Origin of the sequence: Nocardia jiangxiensis NBRC 101359 (assembly GCF_000308615.1) — a bacterium.
Lineage (GTDB): Bacteria > Actinomycetota > Actinomycetes > Mycobacteriales > Mycobacteriaceae > Nocardia > Nocardia jiangxiensis.
Genome location: NZ_BAGB01000062.1, coordinates 81,850 through 101,091 on the forward strand (window position 1 = coordinate 81,850; position 19,242 = coordinate 101,091).

15 protein-coding genes are annotated in these 19,242 nt (G+C 68.6%); 9 read left to right on the plus strand and 6 right to left on the minus strand.

Annotated features, from left to right (window positions below):
* Positions 1–21: 21 nt before the first annotated feature.
* Genes ON40_RS53980 through ON40_RS27550 form a run of 3 tightly spaced genes read right to left on the minus strand, consistent with a single transcriptional unit; the run spans position 22 to position 2,526 of the window.
* On the minus strand, positions 22–339 hold the full coding sequence (locus ON40_RS53980; RefSeq protein WP_218008878.1) for an NADPH-dependent FMN reductase family protein: 318 nt from the start codon (positions 337–339) through the stop codon (positions 22–24).
* 19 nt (positions 340–358) lie between these two features.
* Entirely contained in the window at positions 359–1,225 is an 867-nt protein-coding gene (locus ON40_RS27545) for a carbohydrate ABC transporter permease (RefSeq protein ID WP_040827844.1), read from the minus strand.
* A 38-nt stretch (positions 1,226–1,263) separates the two neighbouring features.
* Positions 1,264–2,526 (minus strand): ABC transporter substrate-binding protein, encoded by a 1,263-nt coding sequence (locus tag ON40_RS27550; RefSeq protein WP_051193646.1) that lies wholly within the window; start codon positions 2,524–2,526, stop codon positions 1,264–1,266.
* 296 nt (positions 2,527–2,822) lie between these two features.
* Here ON40_RS27550 and ON40_RS27555 point away from each other — a divergent pair, with 296 nt between their 5' ends.
* From ON40_RS27555 to ON40_RS27565, 4 genes are all read left to right on the plus strand, one after another.
* Entirely contained in the window at positions 2,823–5,162 is a 2,340-nt protein-coding gene (locus ON40_RS27555; RefSeq protein ID WP_040827644.1) for a carbon starvation CstA family protein, read from the plus strand.
* Positions 5,159–5,419: a YbdD/YjiX family protein gene (locus ON40_RS50170; protein ID WP_083895971.1), complete on the plus strand. Its 261-nt coding sequence runs from the start codon at positions 5,159–5,161 to the stop codon at positions 5,417–5,419. Before ON40_RS27555 ends, ON40_RS50170 begins: the two co-directional genes overlap by 4 nt.
* A 57-nt stretch (positions 5,420–5,476) precedes the next feature.
* Entirely contained in the window at positions 5,477–6,967 is a 1,491-nt protein-coding gene (locus ON40_RS27560; RefSeq protein ID WP_040827646.1) for an AlkA N-terminal domain-containing protein, read from the plus strand.
* Positions 6,968–7,033: 66 nt separating this feature from the next.
* Positions 7,034–7,549, plus strand: a complete 516-nt coding sequence (locus ON40_RS27565; RefSeq protein WP_040827648.1) for a methylated-DNA--[protein]-cysteine S-methyltransferase — start codon at positions 7,034–7,036, stop codon at positions 7,547–7,549.
* Positions 7,550–7,865: 316 nt separating this feature from the next.
* On the opposite strand, the gene ON40_RS48360 is transcribed toward ON40_RS27565, so the two are convergent.
* Together ON40_RS48360 and ON40_RS27575 are read right to left on the minus strand one after the other, a co-directional pair.
* A complete protein-coding gene (locus ON40_RS48360) occupies positions 7,866–11,858 on the minus strand; it encodes an AAA family ATPase (protein WP_051193619.1) in 3,993 nt (1,330 codons plus the stop codon).
* A 136-nt stretch (positions 11,859–11,994) separates the two neighbouring features.
* Positions 11,995–13,173 (minus strand): exonuclease SbcCD subunit D, encoded by a 1,179-nt coding sequence (locus ON40_RS27575; RefSeq protein WP_040827650.1) that lies wholly within the window; start codon positions 13,171–13,173, stop codon positions 11,995–11,997.
* Positions 13,174–13,355: 182 nt separating this feature from the next.
* On the opposite strand from ON40_RS27575, the gene ON40_RS27580 reads away from it, so the two are divergent.
* On the plus strand, positions 13,356–14,480 hold the full coding sequence (locus ON40_RS27580; RefSeq protein WP_040827652.1) for a DNA recombination protein RmuC: 1,125 nt from the start codon (positions 13,356–13,358) through the stop codon (positions 14,478–14,480).
* 58 nt (positions 14,481–14,538) lie between these two features.
* A complete protein-coding gene (locus tag ON40_RS48365) occupies positions 14,539–15,603 on the plus strand; it encodes a DUF6542 domain-containing protein (RefSeq protein WP_157186436.1) in 1,065 nt (354 codons plus the stop codon).
* A gap of 48 nt (positions 15,604–15,651) precedes the next feature.
* Here ON40_RS48365 and ON40_RS27590 read toward each other — a convergent pair whose 3' ends face one another.
* A complete protein-coding gene (locus ON40_RS27590) occupies positions 15,652–16,656 on the minus strand; it encodes a 4-hydroxy-3-methylbut-2-enyl diphosphate reductase (RefSeq protein ID WP_040827654.1) in 1,005 nt (334 codons plus the stop codon).
* 200 nt (positions 16,657–16,856) lie between these two features.
* Here ON40_RS27590 and ON40_RS27595 point away from each other — a divergent pair, with 200 nt between their 5' ends.
* The 3 genes from ON40_RS27595 to ON40_RS27605 all read left to right on the plus strand — a co-directional run bounded on the left by ON40_RS27595 (position 16,857) and on the right by ON40_RS27605 (position 19,135).
* Positions 16,857–17,477, plus strand: coding sequence for a lipid droplet-associated protein (locus tag ON40_RS27595; protein WP_040827655.1), 621 nt, complete (start codon positions 16,857–16,859; stop codon positions 17,475–17,477).
* A gap of 223 nt (positions 17,478–17,700) precedes the next feature.
* Positions 17,701–18,921, plus strand: a complete 1,221-nt coding sequence (xseA, locus tag ON40_RS27600; RefSeq protein ID WP_245568025.1) for an exodeoxyribonuclease VII large subunit — start codon at positions 17,701–17,703, stop codon at positions 18,919–18,921.
* Positions 18,908–19,135, plus strand: coding sequence for an exodeoxyribonuclease VII small subunit (locus ON40_RS27605; protein WP_040827658.1), 228 nt, complete (start codon positions 18,908–18,910; stop codon positions 19,133–19,135). Before xseA ends, ON40_RS27605 begins: the two co-directional genes overlap by 14 nt.
* The last annotated feature ends 107 nt before the right edge of the window (positions 19,136–19,242 follow it).

Sequence of the window (19,242 nt, forward strand, 5' to 3'; positions counted from 1 at the left end):
GATCCGATCCGGCTCCGGCGATCAGGACCGCGCGCCGATCCGATCCCGCAACCCCTCGGCGAAGGTGCGGGCAGCGGCCAGATCGTCCGCGTTCGGCCGTCCCTTACGAATACCGCCGACGGGCTTGAACGGCAGATAGGTGTCGAACACGCGGCACGAGAACGTCCCGGCGACCTGGAAACCCTTGCGCTCGAGCGCCCCGGCCAGCGGCCGGCCGAACGGCTGGAACCGCGCCTCGGGGAATCCGCTGGTGGCGAAAACGAATGCATGGGATGCTCCCCTCTCCGCACGATGATCCGGACATCCATGCAGACCCCGCCCGAATCCCGATTGTGACACCCCGGATCTGTGCCGACCGTCACATCTCGCGTCGCGAGAGCCGCAGTTGCAAAGCGGTCAGCACCAGCAGCACCGCGAACATCACCCAGGCCAGCGCGGCCGCGTAGCCGACCTGATAGAACCGGAAAGCGTTCTGGAACAGCATGATTCCCAATACGTAGGTGCCGGTCTCGGGTCCGCCGTTGCCGTCGGTCAGCGCATAGGCCTGATCGAACGCCTGCACCGTATTGAGCACGGTGATCACCAGGACGAACGACAGCGCCCCGCGCAGCAGCGGAACGGTGATGGACCGGAACCGCCGCCACGCCCCGGCCCCGTCGATCATGGCGGCCTCGGACAGGTTTTCCGGAATCGCCTGCATCGCGGCGAGCAGGATGACGGTCGCGAACGGCACCCCCTTCCACACCGTGACGATGCTCAGCGAGATCAGCGCCCACCTCGGATCGGTGAGCCAGGGCACCGGCCGCACCCCGAACCACCCCAGCACGATGTTCAGCAGACCGTCGTCGGTGACGAACACGAATCGCCACACCACCGCCATGGCGACCGTCGAGGCGACCAGCGGCAGGAACACCGCGGTGCGAAACAGCGCCATACCCTTCAGTTTCCGGTTCAGCGCGGCGGCCGCGCCGAGGCTGATCACGACCGTCGGCACCAGCGTGAGCGTCGTGAAGACCGCGGTGTTGCGCAGTGCGATGTAGAACATCGGATCGTCGAACAGCTGACGATAGTTGGCCAGTCCGGTGAACCGCATGGGCCGGAACAGATCCCACGAATGAAAGCTCAGATACAGCGAGAAACCCAGGGGGAACAGCATGAACAGCGCGACCGCGGCCAGATTCGGTGCGACGAAGGATATTCCGGCTCGCGAGCGCTGCCGGTCCAAGGCGGATCGGTGAATTCGCCGGTTCCCGCCCCTGCTGCTCACGTCGCCGCTCGCAGCAGCGCATCGATGTCCCCCGTCATCGCGCCCAGCGAATCCGCCTGCGCCGCACCGCGCAGCACCCGATTGCAGCCTCGCGACATCAGCGATTCGACCTTCCCCCAGGCCGAGGTGGTCACCATCGTGCGAGAGGCCGCGGGGCCGCCGGTGAGCACCTCGAGATTGCGGATCCGGGTATGCGCAGCGGCGAATCCCGGTGAGCCCATGGCCGATTGCAGTACCGGAACGAACAGACCGGATTCGGCGATGATCGCCTGTCCGATCGGTCCGGTCGCGAATTTCACGAACTCCCAGGCCTGTTCGCGTCGCGGACTGTGCGCGGCGATGGCCAGCCCCGTACATCCGATACCGGTGATCGCGCCCGGCCCGCCGTGCGGACCTACCGGCAGCACGGTGACGTCGAAATCCAGATCGTCCTGTTCGACGAATTCCGAATAGAGCCAATGTCCGCCGAGCAGCATCGCCGACCGCCCGCTGGCGAACAGATCCGCGGCCGAGTCCGACAACCGATCCGCGACGCTCGGCGCGACCTCGTGCCGCACCGCGAGATCGGCGTAGAACTGCAATCCCTCGGCGAAGCGCGGATCACCGATATCAGTGCGGATCGGCGCTTTCGGCGGACTGAACCACTGCGCGCCGTTGTTCATCCCGAAACAGGCCGCCGAATAGCAGGGCACCCACGCGTCGGCGAATCCCCACTGCCGGACCCGCCCACGCTCATCGCGACGGGTCAGCGCCTGTGCGGCGGCGAGGAACTGCTCGAAACTCCACGGCTCCGACCAGCGGCGCGGGGGCTGAATTCCGGCCTGGGCGAGCAGTTTCCGGTTGTAGTAGACGAACACCCCGGACCACTGCTCGGGCAGGGCGTACCGGCCGCCGCGGTAGTCGAACGTCTCGTACAGCGTCGGATAGCTGTCCGCGCGAAGGGTCGCGGCGTATTCCGGATCGCGGTCGAGCATCGTGTGCAGATCCAGCAGCACCCCGCGGTCGGCCAGACCCGCGAACAGCAGGTCCCAGGCCATCAGCACGTCCGGGCATTTACCCCCGGCACAGTAGGTGAGCATCTGCTGCAACGGATCCGGGCCCGACATGACGGTGCGGATCCGGATCCCGGGATGACGTTCGCAGAAGGCGGCGATGATCCGCATCCGGGCCCGAGCCTCCTGCGGTCGCGCCTGGAAGAAGAAGGTCACCGCGTCCTCGTCGGCGGTGCCGCAGCCGGCCAGGATCGGTGCGGCCAGCATCGATCCGAGCAGGGTTCGGCGGCGCACCGAGTTCACGGACCTCCTCGTCGGCCCGATCGCGAGCGGCAGATTCGACCCGACACACGCACCCGATCAGGCAAAACATCAGCAATCCAACGGATCAGCACGCGCAGCTTACGGTCGAGACCGCACACTCCGGAGCAGCACACGCACGGACAACGTTTCCCGCACCGGATCCGCTCGTTACCGCCCCGGCCTGTCGGTCCGCCGTGGCAAACTTCCCCTGTGCGATCCCAAATGTCGGATCCGCACATGAGCACGGGAGAGTTACTCGCATGGCGACGATCGAATACCTGCGGACCGACCCCGACCTACCTCCGGTCGGGGTCGTGGACCGCTCACCCATCAGCACGACGAAGAAGGCGATATTCCTCGTCATCGCCGTCCTCGGCGCTGTCGGCTGGGCGGTGCTGGGAATCAGCCGGGGTGAGAACGTCAACGCGGTGTGGATCGTGGTCGCCGCGGTCTGCACCTACATCATCGCCTACCAGTTCTACGCCCGGCTGATCGCGAACCGGATCACCCAGCCGCGCGACGACGTCGCCACGCCCGCCGAGGAATTGGAGAACGGCACCGATTACCTGCCGATGGACCGGCGGGTGCTGTTCGGCCACCACTTCGCCGCCATCGCCGGTGCGGGCCCGCTGGTCGGACCGGTGCTCGCCGCGCAGATGGGGTATCTGCCCGGCACGCTGTGGATCGTGGTCGGCGTCGTGCTCGCCGGTGCGGTGCAGGACTATCTGGTGCTGTGGGCCTCGGTCAAACGTCGCGGCCGCAGCCTCGGGCAGATGGCGCGCGACGAACTCGGCGTGGTCGGCGGCATCGCGGCGCTGGTCGCGGTGCTGGCCATCATGGTGATCCTGCTGGCGGTGCTCGGCATCGTCGTGGTGAACGCGCTGGCCGCCACGAAGGGCGCGGACGGGCAGTTGCACGGCGGCAGCCCGTGGGGCGTGTTCTCGATCTCGATGACGGTTCCGATCGCCGTGCTGATGGGTCTGTATCTGCGCTACGTGCGGCCGGGCAAGGTCGGTGAGATCTCCATCGTCGGTTTCGTGCTGCTGCTGTTCGTCATCGGGGCGGGTAAGTGGGTCGGCGATTCGGGCTGGGGCCGTTCGGCTTTCACGATGGACGGCACCACGATCTCCTGGATTCTGATCATCTACGGCTTCATCGCCTCGGTGCTGCCGGTCTGGCTGCTGCTCGCGCCGCGCGACTATCTGTCCACGTTCATGAAGATCGGCACCATCGTGCTGCTGGCGGTCGGCGTGCTGATCACCATGCCGGTGCTGAAGGCCCCCGCGATCTCCCAGTTCGCCGGTAACAGCAAGGGCCCGGCCTTCGCCGGCGGCCTGTTCCCGTTCCTGTTCATCACCATCGCCTGCGGTGCGCTGTCCGGATTCCACGCGCTGGTCTCCTCGGGCACCACACCGAAACTGCTGGAGAAGCAGTCCCAGGCGCGCATGATCGGCTACGGCGGCATGCTGATGGAGTCGTTCGTCGCGGTGATGGCGATCATCGCGGCCAGCATCATCGATCAGCACGTGTTCTTCGCGATCAACACCGGCGGCCTGACCGCCACCCCGCCCGGCCTGCCCGCCGGAGCCTCGCCCGCGCAGGTCGCGCAGGCCACCGCCGATGCCGCGGCCAAGAAGATCAACGGGATGAATCTGGGCGGCACGCCCGTCACCGGCACCGATCTGATCAACGAGGCCAAGAGCGTCGACGAGAGTTCACTGCTGTCCAAGACCGGTGGCGCGCCGACGCTCGCGGTGGGGATGTCCCATGTGCTGCAAGGGTTCCTGGGCGGATCCTCGCTCAAGGCGTTCTGGTACCACTTCGCGATCATGTTCGAGGCGCTGTTCATCCTGACCACGATCGACGCCGGTACCCGTGTCGCGCGGTTCATGCTCTCGGACACCCTGGGCAACCTCGGCGGACCGGCCCGCAAATTCTCCGATCCGTCCTGGCGGCCGGGCGCGTGGTTGTGCTCGGCGCTCGTGGTCGCGGGCTGGGGTTCGGTGCTGTTGATGGGCGTGACCGATCCGCTCGGCGGCATCTACACGCTGTATCCGCTGTTCGGTATCGCCAACCAGTTGCTCGCCGCGATCGCGCTGACCGTGGTGATGGTGATCGTGGTGAAGAAGGGCCTGGTCAAGTGGGCGTGGATTCCCGCGCTGCCACTGATCTGGGATCTGATCGTGACGATGACCGCGTCGTGGCAGAAGATCTTCTCCGGCGACAAGAATCTGGGCTATTTCAAGCAGCACAGCGTCTACAGCTCGGCCCGCGACGCCGGGAAGGTGCTGTCCCCGGCGAAGAATATGCACGATATGGACAAGGTGATCCGCAACAGCTTCATCCAGGGCACGCTCTCGATCGTGTTCGCGGTGCTGGTGCTGATCGTCGCGGTGATCGGTGCACTGGTGTGCATCCGGGCCCTGCGCCGGGGCGGCAGCGAGACCACCGAGACGCCCGAGGTGCCCTCGAAGATCTTCGCGCCCAGTGGATTCCTGGCCACCAAGACCGAACGCGAGGTGCAGCAGCAGTGGGACGAGCTGGTGAAAACCGGTAAGGTCGCCGCCCCCGGGGCCGCTCATCCGGTGCCCGCGGAATGACGACCGCGCCTATCCCTGACGCGGCCCTCGGCGTCCGGGGGCCGCGAGGCAACACGATCCGAGCCACACGCGGTGTCGCGCGCGCGGCTCGGGCCGTGGCCGGATACGTCAATGCGATTCTGGGCGGCCGGGATTACGCGCGGTATGTCGAGCATCTTCGGCGCAATCATCCCGACCGCCCGGTCCCGACCGAACGGGAGTACTGGCGGGAGCGGTATGCGGCCGCCGAGCGCAATCCGGCCACCCGCTGCTGCTGACCATATACGTCTGTTTTCCGCTAGCGTGGTGGGCCGGAGCCTGACAGGGTGGATTGTGTGAGTGCACACGGTCTCGAGTTCGAGCGCTGTTACCGCGCGGTCACCACCCGCGACGCCCGTTTCGACGGGCAGTTCGTCACAGCCGTCCGCACGACCGGAATCTATTGCCGCCCATCGTGTCCGGCCATCACTCCCAAACGCGCGAACGTGACGTTCCTGCCGACCGCGGCGGCTGCGCAGCAGTCCGGATTCCGGGCCTGCCGCCGCTGCCTGCCCGACGCCGCACCCGGTTCGCCGTTGTGGAACACCCGCGCCGATCTGGCCGCGCGCGCCATGCGACTGATCGCCGACGGGGTGATCGAACGCGGTGGCGTGCCCGCGCTGGCCGGATCGCTGGGCTACTCACAACGTCAGCTGACCAGGGTGCTGACCACCGAGCTCGGCGCAGGACCGCTGGCGCTGGCGCGGGCGCATCGCGCGCACACCGCCAGGCTGCTGATCCAGACCACGCGAATACCGATGTCCGATATCGCCTTCGCCGCCGGATTCGCCAGCATCCGCCAGTTCAACGACACTGTGCGAGAGGTGTTCGCGGTCAGCCCGACGATTCTGCGCGACGAATCGCGGCGGCTGCGCGGAGATACCCTGCCCGCCACGAACGGCATGCTCACCCTGCGACTGCCCTATCGCGAACCGCTCGACGCGGGCTGGCTGACCTGGTTCCTGTCCTCGCACGCGGTGCCCGGACTGGATCTGTGGGAGGACGGCCACTACACGCGCGGACTGCGCACACCGCACGGACATGCCACGGTGCGCCTGAGTGTGCAGCCCGGACATGTGCGGGCGGGCCTGGCCCTGCACGATATGCGCGATCTGGCCCCGACGGTGGCGAGGTTGCGGCATCTGCTGGATCTGGATGCCGACCCGGTCGGCATCGACGAGGCGCTCGCGGGTGGCCAGGAGTCCGAGCGCGGGCCGATGTTCAGTCCCGGCATCCGCGTCCCCGGGTGCCTCGACGGCCCGGAACTGTTGTTGCGCACCATGATCGGTCAGCAGATCTCGGTCGCGGCGGCCGCCACCCACACCGCCCGCCTGGTCGAGGCGCTGGGCGAGGAGATCGGCGGGCCGGTGCCGCGGCTGTTCCCGACCGCCGCCGCGATCGCCGAGCGCGGCACCGAGGTGCTGACCGGACCGGCGCGGCGCACGGCGTCCATCGTCTCGGCGGCCCGCGCGCTGGCCTCCGGGGATCTGCGCCTGCACGCCGGCCGCACCGCCCCCGACCTGCGTCGCGATCTACTCGCGCTGGACGGGGTCGGGCCGTGGACGGCAGATTACGTGACCATGCGACTCCTCGCCGATCCGGACGTGCTGATGCACACCGATCTGGTGGTCCGGCGCGGTGCGACATTGCTGGGCATCGATCTCGGCGACACCGCGCGGTGGTCGCCGTGGCGGTCCTATCTGTCCATGCACCTGTGGAAGCAGGCGCTCGCCGCCCGGCCCGCACCCGCTCGGACCGGGAATACGGCCGCTGCGGTTGTGCGATAACGGATCTCACCGCACAAGCCCAACCGGCCCCCGGGCCGACGAACTGGTGAAAGTAGGTGCAGGACGATGAATACCGCCGAATTCGCGACGATCCCGACGCTGCTCGGGCCGTTCACGACGGTGGTCGATGTGGACGGTGCGGTCCTGGCCGCCGGGTGGACCACCGATTCCGACGAGCTGCTGCGGGTCGTGCATCCCAGCCTGCGTCCCGATGAACTGCGGCAACGCAATTCGCTCGGCGAGGTGACCAGCGCGATCGAGAAATACCACGCTGGTGAGGTTTTCGCGATCGACCACATCCCGGTGCGCCAGACCTCCGGTCCGTTCCTGCTGCACGCCTGGGACGTCCTGCGCACCGTCCCACCCGGAAAACCGATCACCTACACCGCATTCGCCGCCCTGTCCGGCCGCCCCGAAGCCGTCCGCGCCGCCTCCAACGCCTGCGCCCGCAACGCCGCCGCCCTTTTCGTTCCCTGCCACCGCATCTTCCGCACCGACGGAACCCTCGGCGGCTTCCGCTGGGGACTCGACGTCAAGGCACGGCTGCTACAGCACGAACAGTCCGCAGCAGCGGCATCCTGACCAGGCGCACCACGCCGAGCGCTGGTATCGCCAGGCCGCGAATGCGGGGAATCACGAGGCGATGAACCAGCTCGGGTTGTTGCACGTTCGGCGCGGAGAACTCACCGAGGCCGAGCGGTGGCACCGCGAGGCCGCCCCGCCGGGTACACCTCTGTCATGTCGGACCTGGCGTGGTTGTTGGCCAGTCAGGGTGACCCGCTCGGTGCGGAACACTGGTATCGCCGAGCCGGAGAGCTACCCCGGAGAGCACTGTAGGGCTCGGTTCCTGCGGTAACAGGCGTGCTCGCCGAACCAAACCGGGGATGCACGTAAGTCGTTACGCGACAATGGTTTTCAGGTGCGAGCCGGTGGGTTGGCGGATGACGTGCAGGCGGCTGGGGATGCGTTGACGCATTTCGTCGACATGGCTGACGATGCCCACCACGCGTCCGCCGGAGCGCAGGTCGTCCAGGACTCCCATGACCGCGTCGAGGGTGTCGGCGTCGAGACTGCCGAAACCCTCGTCGATGAACAGGGTGTCCATCACCAGGCCGCCGGATTCGGCGGCCACCACATCGGCCAGGCCGAGCGCGAGAGCCAGTGAGGCCATGAAGGTTTCGCCGCCGGACAGGGTTTTGGCCGGTCGGATCGCGCCGGTGTAGTCGTCGCGGATGTCCAGTCCGAGGCCGCCGCGCCGACCGTTGCGGCCCGCGACATCGGTGTGCACGAATTCGTAACGGCCACCGGACATTCGACGCAGACGCACCGAACCCGCGATGGCCACCTCCTCGAGCCGGGCCGCGAGCACGTAGGAACGCAGCGACATGCGGCGATTGTTCTCGCCGCGACCGGCCACCACATCGGCGAGCCCGGCCAGTTCCTCGTGGGCGCGCTGCATCGGTGTGATGCGATCCACCGCGGCCCACAGCTGCGTGCCCAACTCCTCGAGCTGCTGCACCCGATGTTCGGCCTGGGCGTGCGCGGCCACGGCCGCATCCAGCGCGGTACGCGCCTGTGCGACTCGGGCTTCCAGCTCCTGGATATCACCGAGTTCGGCATCGGCGGCGGCCTGGATGTCGGGTTCGGCCAGGGTGGCTTCGGCGTGCGCGCGTTTGCTGTCGGCTTCGGTCAGCTCGCTCTCGATCGCGCTCTGCTCCTGCGCGGTGCGGGTAGCTGCGGCCACCACCTTCGCATAGGCCGCCAGTACGGAATAGTCCGGCTCCGAACCGTTCTCGGGCACGACCACATCCGCGAGCGTCACCAACTCGGCCCCGCGAGCCAACTGCTCCACCCGGCGCGCCAGCGTCGTCACCTGTTCACGGGCGGCGCCCGCTTCGGTTCGTGCCGTGCGGAGTTCGGTGGCATCGCGCACGAGGGTATCCAAGCGGGCGCGGCGGCGATCCACCGTGCGGTCCGCTCCGGCGGCGAGGCGCAGACGGTCGGTCAGTTCGGCCATCCGGCGATCGGCGGCGATGAGACCTTCCTCCACGGCACTGCTGCGGATCTCGAGTTCACGCAGCTCGTTCTGCAGTCGCGTCTCCTCGGCGCGCAACCGGTTCAGCTCGGTGGTGAGCTCCTCGACGCGGGCACCGGCGCGGCGTGCGGATTTGTAGCGTTCGGTGGCGACGTTGAGCTCCGCGGACAACTCGGCCCGGTCGCCCTCGCCGCCGCGAGCCACGAGCACCGCGATATCGTTCTCCAGCTCGGACACTCGGGATTTCGTTCGGTCACGGGCGGATTCGGCAGTATGTTCGGCGGCGACCGCACGTTCCTCGTCGGCCTTGGATGCGGCAGCCGCGGTCGGCTGCGCCGGGGCCGGATGGTCCGCGGAACCACACACACTGCACGGCTGTCCGTCGGCGAGCGCACCCGCCAACTCGGCCGCCATCCCGGCCAGCCGACGTTCCCGGATCGCGAGTGTGTGCTCGCGGGCATCGACGTGTGCCACCCGCGCCGACTCGAATGCGGTTGTGGCACGGGCGAGTTCGGTGCGCCGGGTGGCCAGCCCGGTGGCCGCCTCCGACGCGGTGCGCAGCCGTTCGCATTCCGCCTGCAGTCCGGCCAGCCCGGCCGCCGCCTGCTCCGCCTCGCGCACCCGGACATCCAGTGCGGCAATCGCTTCCGGCATAGCGGCACGAGCGGCGGAAACCTTCGCCATGCCGGATTGCAGGGACGACTGCTCCTTGCGCAGCCTCGCAAGTTCGACGCTCACCCGCTGGGCCGACTCCGCATCCGTCCGCACCTCGTCCAGCGCACCGATCTGCGCCGACCACCGCTGAATCGCCGCATCGATACCGGTGAGTTCGACGTCGGAATCATCGCCGCGGAGCGTCTCCCGCACATCGGAGTCGGCATCCGCATCGCCGCCGAACTGATCCGCTACCGGTCCGGCACTCGAATCATGAACTCCCGCAGTCGATTTGCCCTCTCGAACAGCACTATTCGCGATGGCCTCCGAATGACCAGAACGCTCGGCTTCGAATTCGCCCGCGGATCCGTCGGTTTCAGCTGCCGAGTCCTCCCCCACAACAGGCGATTCTTCCGCCGACGACGCATCCACCACCGGGGGCAACTCGACCGAGAACAACCCTGGCTCGCTGTCATCGGCAGCCCAGTCGGCCACCGAATCCACCACGCGTAGCGGCCGATCCCCGGCAACGGTCTTCGCCGTCTTGCGCGCCGCATTCCCCCGCCGCGCAGTCGCCTCACTCGATCCCCGCCGCCTGCGATCTCCTCCGTCGCCGGAAGACGACTCTCCGGCCCCACCCACATCAGCCCCAGGCGCCGGATCGATCGAGAACAACTCGAGCTCTACATAGCCAACCGGCGTCTGATCGACACCCGCTTCCCCTCGAGCCCCCGACTCACACCCTTCGGACCCCTCACCCACGAGCGCTGCGCCCGCGACATGGTCGGCCGACGTGCCGGACCCGCTCGTCGACGCTCCCGCAACAAGATCTGCTGCACTGTCTCCATCGGCGCTCATCTCGAGCGCCGCCCCTTGACCATCTCGCGTAGAGGTACTCGGGTCGTGGACGAGCGTGTCGGATTCGACGAACGACGACTGATCCCCTCGATCAGCCGGATCACTTGCTGCCCTATCGATCTCGCCCGGACCAGCAGCCCCGGAGCCAGCACTCTCCTCGAAAGCCGTTCCCGCACTCCGATTCTGATCCGGAACCGGCGCAATGGCCGTGAGTTCGGCCGCAAGATCGGTGTCGGCGAGTTCGGCAGCGGCCAGATCGGCTGCGGCCCAGACAGTTCCGGGAAGTTCAGCGCTGGGCGGTTCGAGCAGCCGGGCGGCGAGACGTTCGGCGAGGTCGCGGGTTTCGCCGGTGCGACGGCGCAGGGCTGTCGCCGCCGTGCGGGCCTCCTCGAGCGCGGCGGCAACCGGTTCGGCGCGACGGGACTGATCCAGTTCGATTCGGCGGCGAGCCCGCAGTTCCGCGGTGGAGGCGTACGCCTCCAGTTGCGAGCGGGCCGCGGACAGGCGGCGATGCCGATCGTGCAGACGGCGCTGTTGTTCGGCCGCCGCGTGCGCATCGGTCGAATCCGCTTGGCGCTGTGCGAGTTCGGATTTCGTGGTCAGCACCGCGGCGCGTGCGGTGGTGAGAAGTTGCTGCGACCATTCGGTGGCCTCGAGCGGACCGACGGTCTCGGTCGCGCCCACCCCCGCGGAGACGACCACCTGCCCGACGAGCCGGTCGATACTCTGCCGCTGCGCGTCGAGGTCGGCGGTACTGTCCCGGCGACGTTGTGTCAGCCATTGTTCGGCGGTGCCGAATCGCTCGGTGTCGAAGAGTTTTTCGAGCAGTTTTTCGCGATCCTCGTTCTCCGAGCGCAGAAATCGCGCGAAATCGCCCTGCGGCAGCAACACCACCTGGAAGAACTGATCGGCGCTCATCCCGAGCAGCCGGATCACCTCGTCGCCGATATCGCTGAGCCGCGAAAGGTTCTGGCCGCGGCCGTCCAGCCATTCCAACGTGGCCTTCGGTTGCTCGTCCCGCCAGCCCTCGCCCCGCTTCTTGGGCCGCCGGAATTCCGGCGAACGGATCAGCCGTAGCCGCCGCCCACCCAACGTCGCCTCGAGCACCACCCGCGGCGGCGTCTGCGGATCGGCGTGATCGGAGTGCAGCCGCTTACTGTCCCCGCGCGCCCCCGGCACCTTCCCGTACAGCGCGAACGCGATCGCATCCAGCACCGTCGTCTTCCCGGCCCCGGTCTGCCCGTGCAGCAGGAACAGGCCGTCGCCCCCGAGCACATCGAAATCCACCACCGCGGTGTCGGCGAACGGCCCGAACGCCGTCAACTCCAACCGATGCAGCCTCATCCGATCAGCCTCCCACGACCCCGATCAGGCATCCCCGCCACCTCCGGCCCACCCTGTTCGCACGCAGTGCCTGCCCGAGTACGTGCGCTCCCGCGAGCGCCGCCAACACCGCGCTGCCGCCTCCGGATCCGGCCGCTCATGCCGTGCGCTCCCCCGCTTCGACCGGCCGCGCTTCGGCCACCTCGCGCTCGGCGGTGGCGGCGGCCAACGCGCGTGCCAGCCAGTCCATTTCGGTGTCGGTGGGTTCGCCGCGCACGTCGGCCAGGAAGCTGTGTGCTACTTCGGTGTCGCGGCGGCCGTGCACCCGTTCACGGTAGCGCAGGTCCGGATTGCCTTCGGGGCGAACCCATTCCACATGCACCGCGTGCGGGAAACGCTGACGCAGGCGACGCAGGGCGTCCACCGGGCGGGCATGGTCGGTGAGATTCGCCGAGACGTAGTGCTCCTCGGCCTCGGCATGCGCCGGATCGTCGAGCAACTCGTCCAGCGCGCCGGTGAGCTGGGTGAGTCCGCGAACCTGCGGGAGGTCGTGCCGCTCGACGCCGGTGAGCCCCTCGGGCCCCAGATCGAGGATCCACACCGCCTTGCGATGGGAACGCTCGGCGAACGAATACGGCAGCGGCGAACCGGAATACCGGATCGATTCGGACAGCGTCTGCGGTGAGTGCAGATGCCCGAGGGCCACGTAATCGATCCCTTCGAACGCACCGGCCGGCACAGTCTCCACCCCGCCCACGGAGATCGACCGCTCCGATCCGGTCGCCTCCCCGCCGACGACGAAGGCGTGCGCGAGCACCACCGAACGCACGCCGCCGCGCGCCGCGAGATCCGCGCGCACCCGGCTCATCGCCGCGTCCAGGATCTCCGCGTGCGAACGGGCCTGGGGCACACCCAGTTCCACGCGCGTGATCTCCGGCTCCAGGTACGGAATGCCGTAGCAGGCCACCTCGCCGTACTCGTCGCGCAACACCACCGGCCGCTGCAGATCCGCCACCGACGTGCGCAGATGCAATCCGCCCGCCGCGGCGAAACTGCCGAGCGCGCCGAGCCGGGTCGGGGAATCGTGATTGCCCGAGGTGGCCACGATCACCGCGCCCGCGGTCCGGATCGCCTCGAATCCCCGGTTGCACACCGCGATCGCGTCGGCGCTGGGTATCGACCGGTCGTAGACGTCGCCCGGTAGCAGCACCACGTCCACCCGCTGCTCGGCCACGATCTCGGCCAGCGATTCGAGCGAACGCGCTTGATCCGCCAGCAGATCCACACCGTGGAAGGTCCGCCCGATGTGCCAGTCGGAAGTGTGCAGGATCCGCATGCCGCGAAACCGTAGGCGATGGCACCGACAGATTCGAATTCGCCACCCCGGACCGCCGGAGAAAATCCCGTCTCGATCGGCCCGCGACCGACCGATCAGCAATGGCCGCGAACCCCCGAGCAAGTGCTCGATATTTGCCGTCGCGCCGAACTTGTCGGTGGCATACGGCACTATCTGCAGTCATGACCGCACCGACACTGTTAGCGATGCTCGTGGTGTTCTGCGCCGGGCTGAGCCTGGGCTGGCTCGGTCATCTCGCGCGGGCCGGGCGCGCCGAGGCGCAACTGGCCGCCCTGCGCGACAACGAGCATCTGCTGCGACACTCCCTCGGCGCGGCGAACGAAGATGCCGCACAGCGCAATTCACAGGCCCTCGGCACGCTGGTGACGCCGCTGCGCGAGGCGGTCGGCGCACTGAACCGGCAACTGGCCGAGGTCGAGCACAAGCGCATCGACGCCTATGCGGGGCTGCGCGAACAGGTCGCGGGCATGCAGCACCTGTCCCATCAGCTCGCCACGCAGACCGGTCAGCTGGTTTCCGCCCTGCGCGCGCCACAGGTCCGCGGACGCTGGGGCGAGATCCAGCTCGAGCGAGTGGTGGAGCTGGCCGGAATGTCGCGGCACTGCGATTTCTCCACCCAGGTCACCCGCGCGGGCCGGGACGGCATGGTGCGCCCCGATCTGGTGGTCCGGCTGGCCGGCGACCGCCACATCGTGGTCGACGCCAAGGCACCACTGACGGCCTACCTCGACGCCGCCGCCCAGGACGATCCCCGAAAACAGGCCGAACACCTGACCCGCCACGCCAGACATCTGCGTACCCATATCGATCAGCTCTCCGACAAGGCCTACTGGGCGGCCTTCGATCCCGCACCCGAATTCGTGGTTCTGTTCGTCCCGGGCGAGACGTTCCTGGATGCCGCGCTGAACGCCGACGCCGGTCTCCTGGAGTACGCATTCGGCCGGAACGTGATCCTCGCAACGCCGACGACCCTCGTCGCACTACTTCGCACCGTCGCTCACGGCTGGCGACAGGACACCATCTCGAAAGAGATGGCAACAGTCCAGCAATTGGGTCGGGAGCTGTATGCGCGACTGGGTGTGGTCGGGGGTCATCTGGACCGGCTGGGCGGCCAACTGGCAAAGGCGGTAGACGCTTTCAACCAGACAGTGGGCTCGGTCGAGTCGCGGGTGCTGGTAACCGCGCGGCGATTGCACGAGTTGGACATCGGCGATCAGGAGGTCCCGGCAATCCGCTACATCGAGTCCCGGCCACGCGTCGCGGGGTTCTCAGACATCAACGAGTAAACGGTTCATCCGCCCAGCCTCGATACACGTTCCGGTTCCGACAGATAGTGTGCTTTACGTGGCAGCTACCCAACGCGACCGATCCGAGGTGCCCGCACCGCACCGCTCGATCATCCCGTCGGTGCCCGGCATCCCGGCCGGTGCGGCGGTATTGATCGCGGTGGCGTGCACTCTGATCGGGTTTTTCATCGACGCAAGCGGCGGCAGCCGAGATCTGACCCGCGTGTTCGCCGGCGCCTACATCGTCGGCTGTGTGCTGGCCGCGCTGGCGGTGCGCTACCGCGGTCTGTTCACCACGATGGTCACCCCGCCGCTGCTGCTGTTCATCGCCGTACCCGTCGCCTACGGGCAGCTGCTGGACCATACGTCGTCCTCGATGAAGGACATCCTGCTCAACCAGGGCATCCCGCTGGTGAATCGCTTCCCGGTGATGGCCATCGCCACCGTGCTCGTGCTGGCGGTCGGACTGGGCCGGGTGGTGCTGCAACGCCGCCTGGAAGAGGCCAAGCCGCGTGCGCGCGGCGATCGGCAGCGCAAGGGCGATTCCTGGGGTGCGCGGGCCGAGGCCAGCCGTTCGCGCCGCAGCCGGGGCGCCCGCTCGTCGGACACCCTCCGCGGCCGTGCGCGAGCACAATCCGCCACCGACGAGAAGGCCGCCACGAAACCGACTCGCGGAAGCCGCAAGACCACCGGGCGGGTCGCCGAGCGCCCGCCGCGGGTCTCGGCCCCCCAGGGCTCACGCACCGCCGAGCGCGCGAAGGTCGCCGCCACCGCGCGCCCGCGTCCCGACACCGACACGCCGTCCCGGCACCGCGCCGACGCCGACGCGCCGCCACGGCAGCGTCCCGCGGAATCCGGCCGCCAGCGTTCGGCAGAACCGCAGCCGCGTCGCCGCGCCGCCGCGGACGCTCCGGCACAGCCGCGTCAGCGCGGCGCGGCGCCGTCCACCGGCCAGCAACCGCGCCGACGGGCACAGGAGCCACGTCAGCGTTCCGCGGAACCCCAGCCGCAGCGCCGCGCGCGCGGAGCGGACCCGCGCGGAGCCGACCACGGGGACGTCCCGCCGCACCCGCGGCCGAACGTCCGCTACCGCGAACGCGATTCGGGCCGCATCGAGCACTGAGGGCGCGCCGGAGTCGGCGAACACGCCGACCGAGCGCGCCGGAACCGCCTACTGACGAGCGGCGCGCAACTCGCGGGGCAGCGAGAACACGAGCGTCTCGTTCGCCGTGGTGACCGGCTGGACATCGGCGTAACCGTGTTCGGCGAGCAGATCGAGCACGCCGCGCACCAGGATTTCCGGGACCGAGGCGCCGGAGGTGACGCCGACCGAGCCCACGTCCTCGAACCAGGCCGGATCGACCTCACGCGCGAAATCGACCAGATGGGCCGCGCCCGCACCCGCATTGAGGGCGACCTCGACCAGCCGCTTGGAATTGGAGGAGTTGCGCGAGCCGACCACGATCACCAGATCGCATTCCGGCGCCATCGCCTTCACCGCGATCTGCCGGTTCTGGGTCGCGTAGCAGATGTCGTCGCTGGGCGGATCCTGCAGCTTCGGGAAACGCTGGCGCAGCCGCTGCACGGTCTCCATGGTCTCGTCGACCGACAGGGTGGTCTGGGAGAGCCAGATCACCTTCTCCTCGTCGCGCACGCTGACGCCGTCGACCGCGTCGGGACCGTCGACGAGCTGGACGTGATCGGGCGCCTCGCCCGCGGTGCCCTCGACCTCCTCGTGGCCCTCGTGACCGATCAGCAGGATGTCGAAATCGTCGCGGGCGAACCGCTTGGCCTCCTGGTGCACCTTGGTGACCAGCGGGCAGGTGGCATCGATGGTGTGCAGGCTGCGGGCGGCGGCGGCCTCGTGCACCATCGGCGACACGCCGTGCGCGGAGAACACCACCACCGCGCCCTCGGGCACCTCGGCGGTGTCGTCGACGAAGACCACACCGCGCTCGCGCAGCGTCTCCACGACGTGCCGGTTGTGCACGATCTCCTTGCGCACGTAGATCGGCGCACCGTGCTTGTCGAGGGCGCGTTCGACGGTCTCCACCGCACGATCCACACCGGCGCAGTAGCCGCGCGGCTCGGCGAGCAGGACACGCTTGGCGGCACCGGCCGCGCGCGAACCCGCGGACCGGGCGATTCCGACGTTCAAGGGGATTGCCGAGGACATGCTTGCCAGCTTACGTGCGAGCGGGTGACGACACGCGCGCGGTCGCGGCCGGTATCGTGTGATGACGGGCGCGGCGAATTGTGAGGCCCCTCACCACCGGCCGCTACGGCCCGACGACATGACGACGAACAGATGCGACGAGAATGGCGCGCGTGGATTCCCTCCTTTGCTTCACACGGCGAATCGGGCAGGCTAGGGCTATGTTTCGACCGCCGTTCTTCGCCCGTGTCGCCGCCGGGGCCGCCGTCTACGCCCTGGAGGAAGCCCGCCGGCTGCCGACGACCGCGATGCATCTGCCGATCACCGCGATCAGCCAGTTGTTGCAGACGACCATGCACGCCCAGCAGTTCGTGACCAGTCTCGCGCTCAAGGGCGACGAGGTGTTCGATCAGCTGACCAATCGTCCGGAGGAGCAGCCCGCGTGGGCCACCTTCGACGAGGACGAGGACGATCCCGCTCCGGTCTTCGTCAGTGCCCGCGAGGCCGCGCGCAGCCGTTTCGACATGTACATCGCGGCCGAACCGGCCCCGGAGCCCGCGCCCGCCACGCCCGCTCGGGAGCCCGCCGCGCAGGAGTCCGAATCCCACACCGCGGCAACCTCTTCCACCAACGGTCGGGCCCCCGCGGACGAGGTCGTCGAGCCGGAGGTCGCGGCCCGCTACGACTACCTGAACATGACGCTGGCCCAGCTGCGCGCGCGCCTGCGGATGCTCACCGTCGACGATCTGACCGCGCTGCTCGAGTACGAGCAGCACACCCGCGACCGCGCGGCCTTCGTGACGATGCTGACCAACCGGATTGCCACCGTGCAGGCCAAGTGACCGAATTCACCCACCACACCCGCGCACACCCGATCGCCGGCCACCGCCGCGCCGAACACCGGCACGCAGCGGCACGCCGGCGCAGGCCCGGCGGTCGAACGCCGAATATCGGTGAGGCGCAACGGTGACCGATCCCGACACACACGCATCCGCCGACGCGGCGGCCTCCGGCGGGCAGGGGAATGCGGCCCGGCCCTCGAATTCGGCCGAGAACCCGTGGCCGGTGCGCAGTATCGCGCTGAAGGTCGCACAGTGGATCGACCGGCTCGGCAGCGTCTGGGTCGAGGGCCAGATCACCCAGATGAACGTACGTCCGGGCACTCGCACGGCCTTTCTGGTGCTGCGCGATCCGGCCGCGGACATGTCCCTGTCGGTGACGTGTGATCCTGCGCTGCTACGCAATTCGGCGATTCCGCTGCAGGAGGGCAGCCGCGTCGTCGTCTACGGCAAGCTGTCCTATTTCACCGGGCGCGGCACACTGTCGTTGCGTATCACCGAGATTCGACCGGTCGGCATCGGCGAACTACTGGCCCGCATCGAACGGCTCAAGGCGCTGCTGGCCGCCGAGGGCCTGTTCGATCCGCGGCTGAAACGACCGATTCCGTTCCTGCCCGGGACGATCGGACTGATCACCGGACGCGCCAGCGCCGCCGAACGCGATGTCCTGACCGTGGCCCGGAATCGTTGGCCCGCAGTGCGTTTCGAGGTGCGAAACACCGCGGTACAGGGCGCGACCGCGGTCCCGCAGATCCTGGACGCCCTGGCCGAACTCGACCGCGATCCCGAGGTCGCGGTGATCGTGCTCGCCCGCGGCGGCGGCAGTGTCGAGGATCTGCTGCCCTTCTCCGACGAAACCCTGTGCCGCGCCATCGTTTCCGCGACGACGCCGATCGTCAGCGCGATCGGGCACGAGCCGGACAATCCGCTCTCGGACTACGTCGCGGATCTGCGCGCGGCCACACCCACCGACGCCGCCAAGCGCATCGTCCCCGACGCGGCCGCGGAACTGGCGACGGTGCGGGAGTGGCGAGAGCGTTCGGCCGCGGCCCTGCGTGGCTGGGTGCAGCGCGAACTGCGTGCCCTGGACCAGTTGCGCTCGCGGCCGGTGCTGGCCGATCCGTTGCGTCAACTCGATCAGCGCTACGAGGAGGCCGAGCGACTGCGCACCGCGGCTCGCCGCGCGGTCGAGCACACCCTCACCGCCGAGTCCACCGCGACCCGGCATCTGCGCGACAAGCTCACCGCCGTCGGCCCGGCCGCCACGCTCGCCCGGGGATACGCTGTGGTGCAACGTGTTTCAGGCAAGGAGCGACATGTCATCCACGAGGTGGCCGATTCTCCGCCGGGCACCCAGTTGCGCATCCGCGTCGCCGACGGCGCGATCAGCGCGGCGGCACTGGCCAGTCAGACCATCACGAAGGAGCCCCGCCATGACCGAGAGTGACCTCGCCGAGATCGCGAGTTTCGGCTACGAGCGAGCCCGCGACGAACTGGTCAACGTGGTGAAGATGCTCGAGCAGGGCGGGATGGACCTGGACGAGTCGCTGGCGCTGTGGGAGCGCGGCGAGGCCCTGGCGACCCGCTGCGAGGAACATCTGGCCGGGGCGCGCAAACGGGTCGAGGACGCGCTGTCCCGCCGTGAGACCGAGGCGGAGTAGGCACAGATCCCGATACCGCAGAGTGCAGAACCTCACTCTCGATATCGAAAATGACACTTGCACAACGGCCTCGAAGTGGGGTTCTCTGAAAGGATGCCGAGCGGCGC